The organism is Variovorax frigidus (assembly GCF_051216515.1).
Lineage (GTDB): Bacteria > Pseudomonadota > Gammaproteobacteria > Burkholderiales > Burkholderiaceae_C > Variovorax.
In genome coordinates, this window is sequence record NZ_JBPJZF010000004.1 from 192,026 (window position 1) to 208,000 (window position 15,975).

15 protein-coding genes are annotated in these 15,975 nt (G+C 66.4%); 8 read left to right on the top strand and 7 right to left on the bottom strand.

Annotated features, from left to right (window positions below; all coding sequences use genetic code 11):
* Positions 1-14 precede the first annotated feature (14 nt).
* The 7 genes from ACSFBC_RS13175 to ACSFBC_RS13205 form a co-directional block, all read right to left on the bottom strand.
* Positions 15-1,550, bottom strand: a complete 1,536-nt coding sequence (locus ACSFBC_RS13175; protein WP_435510781.1) for an amidohydrolase family protein — start codon at positions 1,548-1,550, stop codon at positions 15-17.
* Positions 1,551-1,571: 21 nt separating this feature from the next.
* Positions 1,572-2,498, bottom strand: a complete 927-nt coding sequence (locus ACSFBC_RS13180; RefSeq protein ID WP_435510782.1) for a dihydrodipicolinate synthase family protein — start codon at positions 2,496-2,498, stop codon at positions 1,572-1,574.
* 13 nt (positions 2,499-2,511) lie between these two features.
* A complete protein-coding gene (locus tag ACSFBC_RS13185) occupies positions 2,512-3,180 on the bottom strand; it encodes an amino acid ABC transporter permease (protein WP_435510783.1) in 669 nt (222 codons plus the stop codon).
* Positions 3,181-3,192: 12 nt separating this feature from the next.
* Positions 3,193-3,864, bottom strand: a complete 672-nt coding sequence (locus ACSFBC_RS13190; RefSeq protein WP_435510784.1) for an amino acid ABC transporter permease — start codon at positions 3,862-3,864, stop codon at positions 3,193-3,195.
* A 7-nt stretch (positions 3,865-3,871) separates the two neighbouring features.
* Positions 3,872-4,603, bottom strand: a complete 732-nt coding sequence (locus ACSFBC_RS13195) for an amino acid ABC transporter ATP-binding protein (RefSeq protein WP_435510785.1) — start codon at positions 4,601-4,603, stop codon at positions 3,872-3,874.
* 106 nt (positions 4,604-4,709) lie between these two features.
* Positions 4,710-5,579 carry an ABC transporter substrate-binding protein gene (locus ACSFBC_RS13200; protein WP_435510786.1) on the bottom strand — a complete coding sequence of 290 codons (870 nt, stop codon included), beginning with the start codon at positions 5,577-5,579 and terminating at the stop codon, positions 4,710-4,712.
* 168 nt (positions 5,580-5,747) lie between these two features.
* Positions 5,748-6,653: a LysR family transcriptional regulator gene (locus tag ACSFBC_RS13205; protein WP_435510787.1), complete on the bottom strand. Its 906-nt coding sequence runs from the start codon at positions 6,651-6,653 to the stop codon at positions 5,748-5,750.
* Positions 6,654-6,821: 168 nt separating this feature from the next.
* Between ACSFBC_RS13205 and ACSFBC_RS13210 the strand changes: the two genes are divergently transcribed.
* From ACSFBC_RS13210 to ACSFBC_RS13245, 8 genes are all read left to right on the top strand, one after another.
* Positions 6,822-8,189 (top strand): dihydroorotase, encoded by a 1,368-nt coding sequence (locus tag ACSFBC_RS13210; protein WP_435510788.1) that lies wholly within the window; start codon positions 6,822-6,824, stop codon positions 8,187-8,189.
* A complete protein-coding gene (locus tag ACSFBC_RS13215; RefSeq protein ID WP_435510789.1) occupies positions 8,186-9,448 on the top strand; it encodes a Zn-dependent hydrolase in 1,263 nt (420 codons plus the stop codon). The genes ACSFBC_RS13210 and ACSFBC_RS13215 overlap by 4 nt, the downstream gene beginning before the upstream one ends.
* 6 nt (positions 9,449-9,454) lie before the next feature.
* Complete coding sequence (locus tag ACSFBC_RS13220) at positions 9,455-10,108, top strand: flavin reductase family protein (RefSeq protein WP_435510790.1); 654 nt, start codon at positions 9,455-9,457, stop codon at positions 10,106-10,108.
* Positions 10,105-10,764, top strand: a complete 660-nt coding sequence (locus tag ACSFBC_RS13225) for an aspartate/glutamate racemase family protein (RefSeq protein ID WP_435510791.1) — start codon at positions 10,105-10,107, stop codon at positions 10,762-10,764. Before ACSFBC_RS13220 ends, ACSFBC_RS13225 begins: the two co-directional genes overlap by 4 nt.
* Positions 10,764-11,567, top strand: coding sequence for a 2-keto-4-pentenoate hydratase (locus tag ACSFBC_RS13230; RefSeq protein WP_435510792.1), 804 nt, complete (start codon positions 10,764-10,766; stop codon positions 11,565-11,567). The genes ACSFBC_RS13225 and ACSFBC_RS13230 overlap by 1 nt, the downstream gene beginning before the upstream one ends.
* Before the next feature lie 197 nt (positions 11,568-11,764).
* Positions 11,765-12,283, top strand: a complete 519-nt coding sequence (locus ACSFBC_RS13235) for a sigma-70 family RNA polymerase sigma factor (RefSeq protein ID WP_435510793.1) — start codon at positions 11,765-11,767, stop codon at positions 12,281-12,283.
* A gap of 1 nt (position 12,284) precedes the next feature.
* Positions 12,285-13,283 (top strand): FecR domain-containing protein, encoded by a 999-nt coding sequence (locus ACSFBC_RS13240; RefSeq protein WP_435510794.1) that lies wholly within the window; start codon positions 12,285-12,287, stop codon positions 13,281-13,283.
* Positions 13,284-13,364: 81 nt separating this feature from the next.
* Entirely contained in the window at positions 13,365-15,959 is a 2,595-nt protein-coding gene (locus tag ACSFBC_RS13245) for a TonB-dependent receptor (RefSeq protein ID WP_435510795.1), read from the top strand.
* Positions 15,960-15,975: the final 16 nt, after the last annotated feature.

Sequence of the window (15,975 nt, forward strand, 5' to 3'; positions counted from 1 at the left end):
GCTCGAAGGGCCGCTCAGCTTCGACTGTTGAAACGGTAGAAAGGGGTATCCAGCATGGTGTCGTGCCAGCCCTCGTACCAGGCATGCACATAGGGCTTGAGACGTTGCAACTGGGCCATGCGCTCGCGCTGCGCGTCGGAAATGCCACGCGAACAGAAGTCGCGCACTTCGCGGAACAGGGATTCGACGTCCAGCTGCTGGAACTGCCGGTCCTTCACCACGACCTTGCCGCCCACCACGACACTGGATACATCCCGTCCCAAGCCGCGCTGGAGAAAGGCTTCGACGATGTCGGCTCGTGAGTCCAGCCAGGGGTCGTCGCTGATGTTGTCCAGGTCGACCAGGATGGCGTCGGCCTTCATGCCGGGCTTCAAGGTGCCGAGGGTGCCGCCGAAGCCGCAGACCCGCGCGCCGTTGACGGTGGACAGCTCCAGGGCGGTGTAGGCGTCCATGGCGGACTGCGTCAGGTCGTAGGTCGCGCAACGGTGCATCTTGTGGATCATGCGGCTTTCCATGATCGCGTCTTCGTCGTCGTTGATGGTCTTGTCGTCCATGCCCATGGCCACCAGCACGCCCGCCTCCAGCAGTTGGGGCAACGGTGCCAGGCCGTTGCGCATGATGAAGTTGCAGCTGGGGTGGTGCGTCATGGCGACGCCGCGTTTTGCCATCAGGTCGATGTCGGCTTCGGTGATGTGGATGGCATGGCCGAACACCACGTTCTCGTTGAGAAAGCCCACGTCGTCGAGCCACTGCACGGTCGACACCCCGTGCTGCCTGAAGCCGTAGGCTTTCTGCACCGGCGTCTGCAAGGTGTGGATGTGGATCTTGACGCCGCCACGGCGATCGGACTCGGCACGGCTGCGCTGCAGAAAAGACGCGCTGGCGCCATGCGCCCACGAGGGCGACAGGAGGATGCGCGTGTCCTCGTCGTCGTAGCGGCTGTGCAGGTCGTCGAACAGCTCGAAGTAGTTGTCTTCCAGCGCCTGCTTGTCATAGAACACGCGGGGCCGCGCCCAGTCCTTGAGGTCGTCGGGCAGCGTTTCGAAAAAGGCGAACTCATCCAGCGCAAGCTTGGACTCGTTGCGCAGGCCGGGCGAGAACGCAAGGCGCAGGCCGGTGCGCAGGTAATGGTCGATGGCGGTGTGTGCGGCCTGGGCGCCGGACACGTCGTCGTCGAAGCCGTTGTGATGCAGCGTGGTGCAACCGCTGCGCAAGTGCCGGTAGGCGCACATGGCGGAGGTCAGCTCGGGCGGCAACACGATCATGGCCGACCAGTCGAACAGGGCGTTCTCGAGAAAGTCGTTGCGCACGCCTTTCTGGATGGGCGACAGGCCGCGGCCGTGGCTGTGCGCGTCGATCAGGCCCGGCATCAGCAGTTGCCGCCCATTGCCCAGCACCTGCGCTTCGGGGAAGCGCGCCAGGCTGGCCGGCGTGTCCGGCACGATCTCCAGCACACGGCCCTGGTCGATGACCACGGCCACGTTGTCCAGCACGCCTTCTTGCTTGAGATGGGAATCGATCAGTGCGTGTTTGGCTCTCAGAATCAACATGGAAATTTCCTTGTCTCGGCCTTAGCGCGGCCGCTCGCTGATAACGGGTTGCAGGCCGGGTGCATCGGGGTTCAGGCCCACGCGCCTGACCACGGCCTCGAACTCCCGCCGGCTGACCTCGTCGATGAGGGTGGACGGTGTGCGCATGGTGTCGCTGGTGATGACGCCGCGCCGCATATAGGAATACTTGCGCAGCGCCAGCGCGATCTGCGGCTGGAACTCGTAGCGGATGAGCGAGCAGTAGTGGTCGAACACGGCCGCGGCCTGAACGGGCTCGCCTTGCCTGAACAGCGCATGCACGCGCAGCAGGATCTCGGGGAAAGAGAAACCGGTCACGATGCCATCGGCGCCGCGCTCGAGTTCTTCCATGAAGTGCGTGCCGCCCAGGCCGCTGAGGATCCTGACCGCGTCGCCGGTGAGGGCCCGCACGTCGCTGATCTTGGGGCCGACCGGCGGGTCTTCGCTGTTCAGGATGTGCACCGCGGCTTCCTGGTGCAGGCGCAGGACCAGTGTCGGGCTGACCTTGCTGCCGAACAGTTCCGGGAAGTCGTGGATGACCACCGGAATGCGGATCGCCGCGCTGACCTGCCGGAAGTAGCTGACCATCATGTTGTCGTCCACGCCGGCCAGCGGCGCGACGAACACGGCGTCGGCGCCCAGGTCTTCGGCCGTGCGGGCCTGCTCCACCGCGCTGGCCGTACCGAACGCACGCACACCGACCCAGACCGGAACGCTGCCTTCGGCATGGGCCACGACCGTTTCGATGACTCGCCGGCGCTCGAAGGAGGTCAGCTTGTGCAGTTCACCCATGACGCCGAGGATGGCCAGGCCATGGATGCCCGCCGACAGCTGGAAGTCCACCAGCCGGATCAGGCTGGGCAGGTCCAGTTCGCCGGTCTGCGTGAACGGGGTGGGACAAATGGAGAAGACACCTTCTGCTCTCATCATGGGGTGTCCTCGATCAACGGGGAATCACCACTGGTTTCTGCATGCGGGAGATCGCGCGCACCAGGGGCCAGAGAAGAATGAAATACATCAGGGCCGCTGCGATCAACGGCGTCTGGCTGTAGGTCTGCCCCTGCGCGATCTGCGCCGCACGCAACAACTCGGGCAATGCCACGGCCGAGGCGATCGAGGTCTGCTTGACGGCTTCCAGCGTGTTGCTGGCCAGGTCGGGAATCACGTTGCGCACGCCCTGCGGCACGATCACGAAGGCCATCGCCTGACGAGCGTTCAGACCGGTCGATCGGGCCGCTTCGTTCTGGCCGACGCCCACGGATTGCAGGCCGGCGCGGAAGATCTCCGCAAAGTAGCCGCTGCTGTTGAGCACCAGCGCCAGCACGGTCGCCGAAAACTCGTCGAGCGGCACGTTCAGAAAAGGCAGGCCGTAGTAGATGAAGATCAGCAGCACCAGCGGAGGAAAGGCGCGGAAGAAATCGACGTACAGCAGGATCAGCCGGTTGATGATCTTGTGGCCCTGGTAGTACACGCAGGCGATCAGCAGGCCCAGCAGCGCCGAGACCGGCACGATCACGACGGCCAGCTTGATGGTCAGCCACAGACCCTGGAGCAGCATCGGCCAGCTGGCCTCGAGCACTTCCAGGTTGAAGAAGGTTTCAATCAGGTTCATGGAAGTCCCGGCCTATTTCTTGATCGCGTAACGCTTTTCCAATGAGCGCGTGAAATGCACAAACGGAAAGAAGATCAGGCAGAACAAGATGGCCCCGGCGGTCAGCGCCGTGGGGTTGGCAATGGTCGACTGGACATTGCTGGACACGTTCAGGAGTTCGGGCACCGCGATGACCGAGCCCAGGGTGGTGCCCTTGGTGATGCCGATGGCGCGATTGGTCAGAGGCGGAATGGCGATCCGGATCGCTTGCGGCAAGATGATGGAGAACAACGTCTGCGTGAAGTTCATGCCCGACGAGCGCCCCGCCTCCCACTGGCCGGTCGGCACGGCGGCGATGCCGGCCCAGAAGATCTCTTCGGCGAAAGCCGCCAGCACCAGGCTGAGCGCCAGCACCGTGGCCGGCAACGGTTCGATCACGATGCCGAAGGCCGGCAGCGCAAAGAACGCCAGCACGATGATGACCAGTTGCGGAATCGCGCGGAAGATGTCGACGAAGAGCACCATCAACAGGTTGACGGGCCGCAGGCCGTAGCTGCGGATCACCGCCAGCGCCAGGCCCAGCAGCGTGCCGCAGACCACCGTCAGCACCGCCATCTGCAGCGTCACCCAGAAACCCTGCAGGATCGCCGGCAGGTGCGGGCTGATCAGTGGCCAGTTGAAGAAGTAATAGAAGATCTTTTCCATGGCGGGCTCAGTTCAGCCGGCTCAGGAATTCCTGAATCCGTTTGTGGCGGGGCTTGATGAGGATTTCTTCCGGCGTGCCCTGGTCCAGGATCACACCCTTGTCCATGAACACCACGCGGTCGCCGACTTCGCGCGCGAACTGCATCTCGTGCGTGACGATGACCATGGTCATGCCCGCGTCGCGGGTGCGCATCATCACGTTCAGGACCTCGCCGACGAGTTCCGGGTCCAGCCCGGACGTGGGTTCGTCGAACAGCATGACCTTGGGTTCCAGCGCCAGGGCGCGGGCGATGCCCACGCGCTGCTGCTGGCCACCGGACAACTGGCTCGGGTGATGGTCCATGCGCTCGGCCAGCCCGACCTGTTCGAGGTGCTTGCGACCCAGCGCGTCGGCCTGCGCCTTGGGCATCTTCTTGACCTTGCGCAGGGCCAGCGTGACATTGGCCAGTGCGGACATGTGCGGGTAGAGATGGATGCCCTGGAACACCATGCCGATGTTCTGGCGGACCTGGTTCAGGTCCGTCTTGGGATGCGTGATCTCCGTGCCGGCCACCACGATGGAGCCGCTGGTAGGCGTCTCCAGCCGGTTGATGCATCGCAAGCAGGTGCTTTTGCCGGAGCCGGAGCCGCCGATCATGACAACCACCTCTCCAGCTCTGACATCCAGGTTGATTCCTTTGAGGATCTCCGTGTCCCCGAACGATTTGCGCAGCTCCTTGATCTGGACGATGTCACTCATGGCATTACCTTGTTGCGCCCGCGTGCGGGCCTGATGTGGGGTCTTTTGGGCAAAAAAAGAGCCGCCTGCCACCCACTGGGCGACAAACGGCCGGCACGGAAGCGCCTCAGGGTTTGGCGCAGTTCGGCTTGTGCTCGGTGGCGTCGTAGCCAGGGGTGCCCGGCGTTCCATACCCGGGGTAGACCTTGGTCATGGATGTGCCGGCAGCCGGCTCCGCGCCGAACCACTTGACGTGGAGCTTGGACAGCGCGCCGTCGGCCTTCATGCACTCGAGGGCATCCTCGACCTTGTTGCGCAGGGCGGCGTCGTCCTTGCGGAACACAAAACCGTAGTTGCTGTCGGTGGTGTAGTCGTAGGCGGAGACCAGCGCGGGCGTCTGCGTGGCGATGTAGCGCGCCAGCGGCGTCTCCGACAGATTGGCGAAGGCGCGGCCGATCACCACGGCCTGGACGGCATCGGTGTTCTTGTTGAAGCGCTGGATTTCGTAGCCGTACCTGGCCTGGTTGTCCTGCAGCCACTTGTCGGAGAAGCTGCCGTTGTTCACGGCGATCATCTTGCCCTTGAGATCGTCCAGCGAACGAACGGTCACACCCTTCCTGGTCAGGAAGCTCAGGCCACCGGCCATGTAGGGCTCGGTGAACAGCATCTGTTGCGCGCGCTCGGGCGTGATGTTGATCGGGCCCGCCACCATGTCATAGCGCGACGAAAACAGGCCGGCAAAGATGGCCGAGAAAGGCGTGTCGACCACCTCCAGGCCATCGTTCCCCATGCGTTTGGCCAGCTCGGTCGCCAGATCGTTGGAAAAACCGTCGATCTGGCCGTTGCTGTTCTTCATAAAGAACGGGACCAGGCCGATATCGGCAGCGACCTTGAAGCGCTTGTTCTGAACCTGGGCCACAGCGGGTCCCGACAGGGCCACCGTCGCCAGGAAGCCCGCCAACACCAGGCCTGTGACGGCACGTACTGAACGTGCCAAGGCACTGGCGGGGGGGCACTCGCGGCGAACGAACAGAAAATGAAAGGCTGTGCATGAGCTTCCTAGTTGCGGGGATATCGAGCTGCGGATTCTGGAGGCTTCGAAACTTGACGTCATATGCTTTTTTATTTCCTTTGCATAACATCAAATTAATCCTAGTAATTACCACTAGAAGGTCGTGCGCATGCCGCGGTACTCGGTGGTCTTCAGGATTTGCATGAATTCCTTGGCCGTCTGGGACACCGGCGCCACGTTGGAATAGAGCATGTGCAAGGACATCTTCGTGCGCGGCTTGATGGGACGGACCACCACGTCGGGCCACACCCGCCCCATCACGGCCAACTCGTCCACCACAGCAATTCCAGCACCCGCCTGCACCATGGCGCAGGCGATGTGGGTCAGGCGCACCTCGACCACCAGGCGCGGCAGGCCTGGACGGTTGCCGAAAAGCTGCTGAACCATCTGCCCATAGGGCGTTTCCACGCCATAACCGATCAGGTCCAGCCCCTCCAGATCGCTGGTGTGCAGTTCCTCCTTGTCGGCCAGCGGATGGGTCGCCGGCAACACGGCCACCAGGTGGTTTTCGTAGATCGCCTCGGCGTGCAGACTCGGATGCGTCAGGGGCACGATGGCCACACCCACCTCGACCTGCTGCGTCAGCAGAGCCTGCACCAGGTCGGTGGAAATCAGGGTGCGCACATACACCTTCACATCGGGAAAGGCCTGGCGAAACTTGGTCACCGCCATGGGGATCAGCGTCTGGCCCAGACTGGGGCTGACCGCCATGTGCAGGCTGCCCTGGCGTTTTTCGATCAGGTCGCTGGCCACCTCGTTGACCCGCTGCACGCTCTGGTGGACCTGCTCGACTTCCTGGAACAGGCGGCGCGCCTCGGGGGTCGGGTACAGGCGGCCCTTGATGCGCTCGAACAGCACCAGACCGATTCGCGACTCGGTGTACGACAGCAGGCGGCTGATGGCCGGCTGGGAGACATTCAGCAACTGGGCGGCCTTGCTGATGGAGCTCGTGATCATGATGGCGCGGAAGACTTCGATCTGCCGGAGATTGAGAAGCATGCTTAATTCAATGTTATGAATGATTGATAAATAAGCATAAGACATTTTGGATTCTTCTTGCTTAAATTGCCCTCTCCCCCCCCCGCCCAGCCCCCCTCTGGACGACCCCCAACCCCAGGAACTGACCACCATTGCGGTGCAACAGGCGCTTCGATCACAAGGAACGAGATGAGTGATTTTGATTTGGTAGTACGCGGCAACATCGTCGAATGCGACGGCGTGATCGACAACGGCTGGGTGGCCGTATCCGGCGGTCGTGTCGCCGCCCGTGGCGTGGGTCCGGCCCCGCAGGCACGCGACAGCGTGGACGCGCGCGGCATGTGGGTCATGCCCGGCGTGCTGGACGGCCAGGTGCACTCCGGCAGCCAGGCCAACCAGGAAGGCCTGGGCTGGGCGTCCCGCGCGGCAGCCGCCGGCGGCGTGACCACCATGGTCGAAATGCCTTACGACGACCCGGAACCCGTGGCCTCGCGCCCCCAACTGGAAAACAAGGTCGCCGAGATCGAGCGCGACTGCCATGTGGACGTGGCCTGCTACGGCACGCTCAACGACAAGCACGGGCTGGAAGCGGCAGCCGGCCTGATCGAAGGCGGCGTCTGCGGTTTCAAGTTCTCCACCTTCGAGGCCAGCCCCGGCCGTTTCCCGCGCGTGGAAGAGGACGTGTTGATGGAGGCTTTCCGGCTGATCGCCCCGTCGGGCCTGGCCTGCGGCGTGCACAACCAGGACCAGGAACTGACGCGCAAGAACATCTCGCGCATGGTCGAAGCCGGCGACACGGGCTGGGACGCCTTCCTGCGCGCTCACACGCCGCTGATCGAGAACCTGGCCACCGCCACGATCTATGAACTCGGCGCCCTGACCGGCGCACGCGCCCACGCCGTGCACGTGTCGCTGTCCCGCGGCTTCCAGATCTGCAACATGTACCGCCAGGCCGGCCACCATGCCTCCATCGAGACTTGCGTGCAGTACCTGATGCTCAACCACGAAGAACACACACGCCGCTTCGGCGCCAAGACCAAGCACTACCCACCGATCCGTCCCAAGGCCGAGATGGACCTGCTCTGGACGCACATCGCCAACGACGAGTGCACCTTCGTGTCCTCCGACCACGTGAGCTGGGGCCTGGAGCGCAAGCAGAACGAGAACGTGTTCAAGAATTCGTCCGGCGGCCCCGGTCTCGAAACGCTGCTGCCCGCCTTCTGGACGGGTTGCGCCGAGCACGGCATCTCGCCGAGCATGGTCGTCAAGCAGCTGTGCCATGGCCCGGCCAAGCACTTCCTGCTGGAACACCGCAAGGGCACGCTGAATGTGGGCGCCGACGCCGACATCGTCGTCGTCAAGCCTGAAACCTACCGCTTCGATCCGTCCACCAGCCTGTCGGCCGTCAAGTGGAGCTCCTTCGAAGACCGTGAATTCCAGGTCCGCATCGAAGCCACCTACGTGCGCGGCCAGCAGGCCTGGGACGGCCAGCAGATCCGCAACACGGCGGGCAGCGGCCAGTTCATCCGTCCGCACAAGGCAGGCCAAGCGTCATGAAGGTGGCCGAGCCGTCATTGAACAAGGCCCGGTTGTGGCGGCTCGTGGAGGACTTGTCCACCATGACGCGCCCCGGACAACCGTGGACGCGCCGCGCGTTCTCCGAGCTGTTCATGGACAGCCGTGTCTGGCTGCGCCAGCAATTCGAAGCCGCAGGCCTGACCGTGACGCTGGACGCCGGCGGCAACCTGGTCGGGCGCCGTGAAGGCCGCAACCCGGCGGCCCGGCCCCTGATGACCGGCTCGCACTGCGATACCGTGCTGAGCGGCGGCCGCTATGACGGCATCATCGGCGTGCTGGCAGGCATCGAGATCGCCCATGCACTGAACGAACAGGGCGTCATGCTCGACCACCCCTTCGAGGTGGTCGACTTCCTTTCGGAAGAGCCCAGCGACTACGGCGTGTCCTGCGTGGGCAGCCGCGCCATGGCCGGCGTGCTGTCGGCCGCCATGCTGCAGGAAAAGAACGCGCAGGGCGAAACCCTGGCACAGGGGATCGCCCGCGTCGGCGGTCGCCCCGAGGAACTGGGCCGCGCGCTCCGTCCGGCCGGCAGCATGGCCGCCATGGTCGAGCTGCACATCGAGCAAGGCCCGGTGCTCGAAAGCCTGGGCCTGCCCATCGGCGTGGTCACCAACATCGTCGGCATCTGCCGCCACCGCGTCACCGTCATGGGCCGTCCGGACCATGCCGGCACCACGCCGATGGACATCCGGCGCGATGCATTGGTCGGCGCGGCGAAGATCATCAGCGCCGTGGACCAGAAAGCCCGCACCTTCCTGGACGGCACCGACTACCTGGTCGCGACCATCGGCCACCTGATCCTCACGCCCAACGCCTCGAACGCAGTGCCCGGCAGCGTGGAGATGATGCTGGAAGTGCGCAGCGACCGGCAGGCCATCCTGGATGTGTTCAGCGAAGAACTGCTCGCCGCCGTCGAGCCGGACCTGAAGGCCCTGGGCCTGGAATTGCGCTACAGCCGCGTCAGCCAGGCGGCGCCGACCGACTGCGACGAAGGCGTGATGCAGGCCATCGCCGATGCTGCCGCCGAGCTGGGCTACGCCAGCCGGCGCATGCCCAGCGGCGCGGGTCACGACGCCGTCTACCTGGCCAAGGCCGGCCCGGTGGGCATGGTTTTCATCCCCTGCCTGAACGGCCGCAGCCATTGCCCCGAAGAGTCCATCACGCCCGAGCAACTGCTGGACGGCACGCGCGTGCTTTGCCAGACCCTGCTGACGCTGGACCAGCGCCTGACGGCGTAAGCGCGCATGGACTGGCGCGCGGACGCGCTGACGGAACGTCAGATCTACAGGCTGCTGGTGAACACCGTGCTGCCCCGGCCCATCGCACTGGTCAGCACGCGCAGCGCCAAGGGGGTGGTGAACACCGCCCCCTTCAGCTTCTTCAACGTCATGGGCTCCGAGCCACCCATCGTGGCCTTGGGCCTCGAGGGCGACGCGAACGCGGCCGACGGCTTGAAGGACACGACGCGCAACATCCTGGCGACGCGGGAATTCGTCGTCAACCTGGTCGACAAGGCGCTGGCCGAGGCCATGAGCGTCTGCGGCGTGCCCTTTCCCTCGGGCCAGTCCGAGCATGAGCACGCGGGACTGGGGACCTTGCCCAGCCTGCAGATCGCCGCGCCGCGCATCGCCGGGTCGCCGGTGCAGTTCGAATGCCGGCTGCACACCACGCTGGAGATCGGGCCGCACCGCCATGTCGTCATCGGCGAGATCGTGCACCTGCACTGCCGCGACGACATCCTGACGGACAAGGGGCACATCGACATCGATGCGCTCGACCCCATCGGCCGCATCCACGGCACCGACTGGTATGTGGACATGAAGTCCCGCTTCCAGTCCACCAAGTACACGCTGGACGCCTGGACAGCACGCCGAAAAGAAGAAAGGCTTTTGCCATGACCCCCAAGATCTTTGTCCTGAACCCCAATTCCAGCCAGGTCGTCACCGATGGCATCGACGCCGCCATGGCGCCGCTGCGCCTGCCCGGTGGCCCGGCAATCCACTGCATGACGCTGGCCGAAGGCCCGCCCGGCATCCAGAGCCAGCGCGACATCGACCAGTTGGTCGACCCGCTGTGCCGCCAGGCGCAGTCGCTGGAAGCCGAGGCTTCAGCCTTCGTGGTTGCCTGCTTCAGCGACCCGGGCCTCCACTCGCTGCGTGAGATCACCCGCGTGCCGGTGCTGGGCATTGCCGAAACCGGCGTGCTCACCGCGCTCAGCCTGGGCCACCGTTTCGGCGTGATCTCCATCCTGCCGGCGTCCATTCCGCGCCATCTGCGCTACTTCGGTGCAATGGGCGTCACCGACCGTCTGGCAGCCGACCTGTCGATCGGCATGGGCGTCAAGGAGTTGGTCGACCGGGCGAAAACCATGGAACGCCTGGTGGCCGTGGGCCGTCAGTTGCGCGACCAGCACCGCGCCGACACCGTCGTTCTCGGGTGCGCCGGCATGGCCGGCATGCGCGAGGAGCTGCAAAGCCATCTGGGCATTCCCGTGGTGGAACCTACGCAAGCCACCGTCGCTGTCGCTCTCGGCCGCGCGTTGCTGAAATGGTGATGCACACGCACCTCGACCCCCTCCAGGAAGCCGCACGCCTGCTGGTGCAGGCCCACCACAGCGGACAGACGCTGGACGAGCTTCCAATATCCTGCCGCCCCACCACGCTGGAACAGGCCTATGCCATTCAGGACCTGGTCCTGCAACAGCTGGGCCCGGTGGGTGGGTGGAAGGTGGGCGCGCCCAGCCCCGATGCGGAGCCCACCTGCGCACCCTTGCCACAGGCCGGCATCCAGGCGGGCCCCGCGGGCCTGGATGCGGATCGCTTGCACCTGCGCGGCGTGGAAGTCGAAGCCGGCGTGGTGCTCCGGCAAGACCTGCCACCCCGCGCACAGCCCTACCTGCTGGACGAGGTGCTGGCGGCCATCGACTACGTCTGCGTGGCGGTCGAGATCGTCGAGTCACGCTTTCGGGACCGGGATCGGGTGGGTCGCCTCTCCACCCTCGCAGACCTGGCCAGCCACGGCGCGGCGGTCTATCTGCCCACCGGAGTGGGCACCCATCCCGTCACCGCATGGCAGTGGCCCCACGCCCGGCTGCGGCTGCACTCGGGCCCGGCGCTCGCCTCCGTCAGTCAGAACCCGGCTGGAGACATCACACGTTTGCTGGTCTGGCTGGCCAACCACACATCTCGCCGCGAGATCGGGCTGCGGCGAGGTCAACTCATCCTCACGGGTTCATGCCTCCCGCTGATGCTGGCCCAGTCAGAGGACGCCATCGAGGCGCAACTGGATGGCATCGGTCGGGTGCACGTCCGATTGGGCGGGGTGATGGGTGCCGATGCGGGAGAAGCTGCACCCTGATTCCTCCGGGGGCCGTGCACGCACTTCTTTCATGGCAGGATGCAAGGCACGGTGCGAAGCCCTTGCCGGCCCCGTCATGGCAAGAGCAAATGCCAGCGTCTGACAAGCCGCATACAATGCGAACAATTCTCATTTGAGTTGTTGCATCCGGTACGTTCCGGCAGTGAAGCAGCTCGCCCGAATGGAGCTTCTTCACCGTGCCAGCCCTGCCGCCACTGCCCGCTTTTGCGCCTGCCGTCGAATCGCTCTACCTGGCGCATCACGGCTGGCTGCAAATGTGGCTGCGCAAGAAGCTGGCGAATGCGGCCGACGCGGCGGACATCGCGCATGACACCTTCGTTCGCGTGTTGGCCTCGCGCAACCGGACGCGCATCGCCGAACCGCGGGCCTTCCTCACGACCATCGCCAAGGGGCTGGTGATCGACAGCTGGCGCCGCCAGGAGATCGAGCGCGCCTACAAGGAAGCGCTGGCGTTGCAGCCCGAGCACTTCGCGCCCTCGCCCGAGGCGCACCTGCTGATCGTCGAGACGCTGGCGCGCATCGACCGCCTGCTCGACGGGCTCAAGCCCAGGGTGCGCGCCGCGTTCCTGCTCGCGCAGATCGAGGAGTTGCCCTATGCCGAGATCGCGCAGCGCATGGGCGTGACCGTGCGTTCGATCGAGCGCTATGTGGCCGAGGCGCTGTACCACTGCCACCTCGCGCTGGCTTCGGACTGACATGGCGCAGCCCGCATCCCCGGCGCCCTCGGCGGTGCGCCAGGCCTTCGGCTGGATGGTCCGCCTGCAATCGGGCCCCGCCGATGCACGCACGCAGCGCGCGTTTGCGCAATGGCGCAGCGCCGACCCTGAACACGAACGCGCCTGGCAACGAGCGCAGGAGGTCGGCCAGGCGCTGCGCGCCGACTTCGGCGCCCTGCCCTCCGGTGCCGGTGGCGCATCGTTCGAAGCCCTGCAGGCCGGCGCGCAGCGCCTGAGCCGGCGGCGCCTGCTGGCCAAGCTGTCGGTCGGCGCGGCCGTCGTGGGCCCGATCGCGTGGCTCACCGGCGAGCTCGCGCCCTGGCAGCGGCTCACGGCCGACCACAGCACGGCCAAGGGCGAACGGCGCAGCATCACGCTCGCCGACGGCACGGCCCTCGCACTCAACACCGACAGCGCGGTGCAGTTGCGCTTCGACGGCCTGCAGCGCCTGCTGGTGCTCACGCGCGGCGAGATCGCACTGGTCTCGGGCGCGGATGCGCAATCGGCGCTCAAGCGCCCGCTGCGCGTGCAGACGCGCGACGGCCTGCTCGAGGCGCTGGGCACGCAGTTCGTGGTGCGGCTCGATGCCGACGCGAGCCTGTTGTCGGTCGAGGAAGGCGCGGTCGCGATGCAGCCGGCGCAGGCGGCCGCGGGCGCCGAGCGCGTGGTCGCGCGCGCCGGCACGGTGTACCGGCTCGGCCGCACCGAGGCCGTGCCCGCCGACACCGGCGGCCTCGACCCCACGGGCTGGACCGACGGCGCCCTGGTGATCCGCGACATGCGGCTGGCGGACTTCCTGGCCGAGCTCGGCCGCTACCGCCGCGGCCATGTGGGCTGCGACCCACGCGCGGCCGATCTGCGGCTGTCGGGCGTCTACCGCCTCGACGACACCGAGCGGCTGCTGGCGCTCCTGCCCAGCGTGCTGCCCGTGCGCATCGACCACCGCACCCGCTTCTGGGTGCAGGTCTCGATGCGCTGAAAAAACTCTTTCTCATTTTTTCTGTCGGGTTTCGCCGTCCCGTCCGGCATGGACAGGACACATCGCTTTTCTTTGCCTCCCATGCCACTCCCACATCTGCCCGCCCGCTTCCGGCCTTCCACGCTGGCGGTCTGCCTGCACGGCGCGCTGTGCCTGGCGCTGCTGCCTTCTTCCGGCTTTGCGCAGACGCCTCCGGCCGTCGATGCCAACGCGCGGCCCTACCGCATCGTCGCGGGCCCGCTCGACGACGCGCTCAACCGCTTCGCGCGCCAGGCCGGTATCACGCTGTCCTTCACGCCGCGGCAGGTCGACGGCCTGCGCAGCCGCGGGCTCGAGGGCAGCTTCTCGGTGGAGACCGGCCTCACGCGCCTGCTCGACGGCAGCGGCTACGCCGCACGGCTGCAGGCACCCGGCCACTACGTGCTGCAGACCACCGCGCCGCGGGTGGGCTCGGCTGCACCGCGGGCCGCCGACGCCGCGCCACCGCCGGCCACCGAAGTCACGCTGCCCACCACCACCGTGACCGCCGCGCGCGACCGCCGACAGGAGGTCTACGACACGCCCGGCTCGGTGGCGGTGATCACCCGCGAGGAGATCGACCGGCTGCCGCCGCGCAACACCGCCGATCTGCTGACCGACGTGCCCGGCGTCTACACCTCGCAGTCGCGCATGGACCCGGGCATCAGCGTGAACATCCGCGGGCTGCAGGACTTCGGCCGCGTCAACGTGATGATCGACGGCACGCGCCAGAACTACCAGCAGAGCGGCCACGGCTCCAACGGCTCGGTCTACCTCGACCCCGAGCTGCTGGGCGGCGCCGACATCGCCAAGGGCCCGACCTCCACGGTGGGCGGCGCGGGCATGATCGCGGGCCTGGTCAACTTCCGCACGCTGGAGGTCGCCGACCTGCTGCAGGACGGGCAGACGCTGGGCGGCCGCGTGAACACCACCACCGGCAGCAACGCCTACGACTTCGCGGGCAGCGCCGCGCTGGGCCTCAAGGCCGGCGAGGACTTCGACGGCGTGATGGTGCTCAGCCGCAAGAAGGTCGGCGCGTTCGAGAAGGGCAAGCGCGGCTCGGTGCGCGAAGGCCTCGATGCGGTGGTGCACGGCATCAGCCAGCTCACCGACCAGGACCAGAGCTCGGCGCTGCTCAAGGGCACCTGGCGCTTCGCGCCCGGCCACCAGGTCAAGCTGAGCTACATCGGGCTCGACGCGCAGTTCGGCGAGAAGGCGCAGTCGGCCTCGGCCGGCGGTCTCACGAACCACGTGCGCACCGACACGCTGTTGGCCAACTACAGCTGGAACCCGGCCGATTCGAAACTGATCGACCTCAAGACCAGCCTCTACTACACGCGCACGCGCAACGAAGCCTTCCGCCACGCCGGCGGCCAACTCGACGACAACGCCTACCAGCTGCGCTACCAGACCAGCACCGTCGGCGGCACGCTCGAGAACACGGCGCGCCTGGCGCTCGCGAAGACCACCGACGCGGTGCTCAAGACCGGCGGCGAGTTCTTCCACGACTGGACCAGCCCCCAGGCACAGTCGCTGTCGATCGGCGCCGATGCCGGCACCACCGCGCTCTACACCGGCGCCACGCCCGAGGGCAAGCGCACCGTCGCCAGCCTCTTCGGCGAGGCCACGCTGCTGCACGGCGGCTGGCTCGAGGTGACGGGCGGCCTGCGCTACGACTGGTACGGCCTGCAGGGCGACGGGCGCATGCGCATCGGCTCGATCAGCAACCCGGCGGGCGTGCGCCCCTCGACCACCGCGCTCTACACCCGCTTCCAGACCGACCGCCATGGCGGTTCGATGGCGCCACGGCTGTCGGTGGCCGTCAAGCCGATCGAGGAACTGCAGTTCTTCGCCAGCATCGGGCGCGGCATGCGGCCACCAGCGATCACCGAATCACTGCAATGGGGCCAGCACGTGGGCAGCCTGTTCCCCTACTACCCCAATCCCGACCTGCGCGCCGAGTACTCGCGCAACCAGGAGCTGGGCGTGAACGCGATCTTCAAGGGCCTGCTGACCGGGCGCGACGCGCTGCGCGTCAAGGCCGCGTGGTTCGACAGCAAGGTCAAGAACTACGTCACGCTGGGCCGCATCATGGCGCCCAACGACACCGCGGGCGGCGGCCTGCTCGGTCCCTACGCCTACGTCAACCTCGACGACCCGTTCCGCAGCAAGGGGCTCGAGCTGCAAGCCGACTACGACACCGGCCGTGTGTTCGGCAGCCTGAGCTACACGCACATGATGGTCAAGACCGGCAAGGGCGGCTACGACCCCTTCCCGCTCGGCAGCATGATGGGTTTCCCGTCGAACACGCTGGGCACCCCGGGCGACGCCAACATCTGGTACACGCTGCCGCCGCGCAAGAACCTCAGCGTCTCGGCCGGCGTTCGGCTTCTCGACGACAAGCTGACGCTGGGCGGCCGCATGCGCTTCCAGTCGCCCACCGCCACCACCAGCGTCTGGACGCTGCAGGGCGATGCCTACAACCAGAAGGCCTGGCACCTGTACGACCTCTGGGCCAGCTACGAGCTCAACCGTCACACCACGCTGCGGCTGGCCATCAACAACCTGATGGACAAGAACTACGCGGAGATGCAGGGCGGCGGCTACTTCGTCGGTCCGGGCCGCACCGCGATGGTCACGCTGTCGCTCAAGTTCTAAGCGGTGCCGCGCGCAC

Bases quoted from the DNA above. Each gene is read 5' to 3' on its own strand.
- ACSFBC_RS13230 (WP_435510792.1), top strand. From the start codon at position 10,764: ATGCACACGCACCTCGACCCCCTCCAGGAAGCCGCACGCCTGCTGGTG.
- ACSFBC_RS13190 (WP_435510784.1), bottom strand. From the start codon at position 3,864: ATGGAAAAGATCTTCTATTACTTCTTCAACTGGCCACTGATCAGCCCG.
- ACSFBC_RS13205 (WP_435510787.1), bottom strand. From the start codon at position 6,653: ATGCTTCTCAATCTCCGGCAGATCGAAGTCTTCCGCGCCATCATGATC.
- ACSFBC_RS13240 (WP_435510794.1), top strand. From the start codon at position 12,285: ATGGCGCAGCCCGCATCCCCGGCGCCCTCGGCGGTGCGCCAGGCCTTC.
- ACSFBC_RS13180 (WP_435510782.1), bottom strand. From the start codon at position 2,498: ATGATGAGAGCAGAAGGTGTCTTCTCCATTTGTCCCACCCCGTTCACG.
- ACSFBC_RS13220 (WP_435510790.1), top strand. From the start codon at position 9,455: ATGGACTGGCGCGCGGACGCGCTGACGGAACGTCAGATCTACAGGCTG.
- ACSFBC_RS13185 (WP_435510783.1), bottom strand. From the start codon at position 3,180: ATGAACCTGATTGAAACCTTCTTCAACCTGGAAGTGCTCGAGGCCAGC.
- ACSFBC_RS13210 (WP_435510788.1), top strand. From the start codon at position 6,822: ATGAGTGATTTTGATTTGGTAGTACGCGGCAACATCGTCGAATGCGAC.
- ACSFBC_RS13195 (WP_435510785.1), bottom strand. From the start codon at position 4,603: ATGAGTGACATCGTCCAGATCAAGGAGCTGCGCAAATCGTTCGGGGAC.
- ACSFBC_RS13175 (WP_435510781.1), bottom strand. From the start codon at position 1,550: ATGTTGATTCTGAGAGCCAAACACGCACTGATCGATTCCCATCTCAAG.
- ACSFBC_RS13245 (WP_435510795.1), top strand. From the start codon at position 13,365: ATGCCACTCCCACATCTGCCCGCCCGCTTCCGGCCTTCCACGCTGGCG.
- ACSFBC_RS13225 (WP_435510791.1), top strand. From the start codon at position 10,105: ATGACCCCCAAGATCTTTGTCCTGAACCCCAATTCCAGCCAGGTCGTC.
- ACSFBC_RS13215 (WP_435510789.1), top strand. From the start codon at position 8,186: ATGAAGGTGGCCGAGCCGTCATTGAACAAGGCCCGGTTGTGGCGGCTC.